Origin of the sequence: uncultured Leptotrichia sp. (genome assembly GCF_938036635.1) — a bacterium.
Classification (GTDB): domain Bacteria; phylum Fusobacteriota; class Fusobacteriia; order Fusobacteriales; family Leptotrichiaceae; genus Leptotrichia; species Leptotrichia hongkongensis.
Genome location: NZ_CALHQO010000268.1, coordinates 1 through 2,098, shown reverse-complemented (window position 1 = coordinate 2,098; position 2,098 = coordinate 1). Strand labels below are relative to the sequence as shown.

Below are 2,098 nucleotides of genomic sequence, written 5' to 3'. Positions count from 1 at the left end.
TAAATTTGATTTTTTAAATGTTTTGTGTTAAAATTCTTTTAAGTAAAAGGAATAATTTAAATATAAAAATATATTAGGAGGAGTTATGAACAATAAAATAAGTGAACAAAAATCAATTGCTGGATTAAAAGCAAACGCAGCAGCTTTTCTTGTAAATTTAAGTTTTTTTACATTAATTGGTGGATTGATCATTCCAATTTTTGCATTAATTTTAGAAAGCGAAAATAATTTTGTTAGAACATATTCAAAACAAACATTAGCAATAACAGTTTTATTACTAGTTTCATCATTGTTAAACTTTGTTATAGTTGTTGGGAATATTTTATTTGCTCTAATTTTTATCGTTTTAACTATTTTACAAATTATTGCAACTGCTTCATCAATCTTGGAAAAAGAATTTAAAATTCCTTATATTGAAAAAATCACAAATTTATTATTTGTAGATTAATCAAATGTTTTGTCTTAAAAATACACCAGAGAAATAACTATCTTAGGTGTATTTTTTTGTTTTTGAAGTTCACAACTTATATTAAAAATGTTATAATATCAAATAGCAATAAAAAAGGGTGAGAACATTGAATATTACTTTATATAGAAAATATCGGCCTCAAAATTTTGATGAAATTGCAGGACAGGAATTTGTGTTACGGGCGATAAAAAATTCCCTAAGAGAAAATAAGCTGTCACATGCATACTTATTTACAGGGCCACGTGGTGTGGGAAAAACGACTATTGCAAGGCTTATTGCGAAAGGTGTGAATTGCTTAAATAGTGAGGATGTGACAGATAATCCTTGTGGGGAATGTGAAAATTGCCGTGAGATTTCTCAAGGGATTTCTATGGATATGATTGAAATTGATGCGGCTTCTAATCGTGGGATTGATGAAATTAGGGAACTGAAGGAAAAAATAAATTATCAGCCTGTTAAAGGAAGAAAAAAAATATATATAATTGATGAGGTTCATATGCTTACAAAAGAGGCGTTTAATGCACTTTTGAAGACATTAGAAGAACCACCGTCACATGTTATATTTATTCTTGCGACAACAGAGATTGATAAAATACCAGATACAGTTATTTCTAGATGTCAGCGGTATGATTTTTTACCAATTGATAAGGAAGATATAAAAAAATTGCTAAAAAATGTGGCTGAAAAAGAAAATATTACAATTGACGATGAAAGTCTTGATTTAATTTATCGTAAGTCTGAAGGAAGTGCGAGAGACAGTTTTTCTATTTTTGAGCAAGTTGTATCAAATTTTAACAATGAAGAAATTGATATTACAAAGACGCAAAATGCTTTGGGAGTAGTGCCTGATGTAATTTTGGAAGAATTTTTAAATCTGATACGAGAAAGTGATAAAGAAAAACTTGTAGATTTTATTGATAAAATTTGGGAAGATGGGCTTATAATCGAAACTTTTTTGAAAGATTTTTCATATTATCTGAAAGAGCAGTTTAAGAAAAAGACTGACTTACCAGTAAATTTTCTGCTGGATACAATAAGTGCGATTTTTTTTACTTTAAATGAGTTTAAATATGAAGAAGATAAAAGATTGCTTGGCTATGTTCTGATTCACGAACTTTATAAAAATCAGAAAAATAATTCACAAAGTATAAATTCTAGTGAAACTGTCTCTTCTTTTGACAAAAATTACATAAAAGAAGTGTCTAGCAATATTTATGAAAAAGTTATAAGCCAAATTTCAAAAAATCCAAAAATAGCAAGTTTGGCTTCTACAGCTGAAACCCAAGAAAAAGAAAATATGGAAAAAGCTCAAAAATCAGAAAGTACTGCAAAAAATTATGATATTTCAATTTTTTCTGAAAATTGGGAAAAAGTGTTACTGGGGATAAGAAAAGAAAGCGTGATGCTTGGAGCATTAGTAATTGAAAGTTTTCCAGATAGAGTGGAAAATGGTGTATTGCATATAAGATTTCCGAAGGAGCAGAAATTTCATAGTGAACAAATTTTACTGCCAGAGAAAAAGGCCAAAATTGAAAAAGTTATTAATCATATTTGTAATTCAGATATTACGATTCATACTTTTCTCGAAAGTGAAAATTCACAAAATGAAGAGGATAAGTTTTTGCAGAA

Annotated in this window: 2 protein-coding genes; both read left to right on the top strand. The window is 28.3% G+C overall.

Features of this window, described 5'->3' with window-relative positions; translation table 11 throughout:
- Positions 1 to 85 precede the first annotated feature (85 nt).
- On the top strand, positions 86 to 448 hold the full coding sequence (locus Q0370_RS05220; protein WP_299573023.1) for a DUF4870 domain-containing protein: 363 nt from the start codon (positions 86 to 88) through the stop codon (positions 446 to 448).
- Between the two features lie 127 nt (positions 449 to 575).
- The coding region (gene dnaX / locus Q0370_RS05215; RefSeq protein WP_299573021.1) for a DNA polymerase III subunit gamma/tau at positions 576 to 2,098 on the top strand (1,523 nt) is incomplete at its 3' end.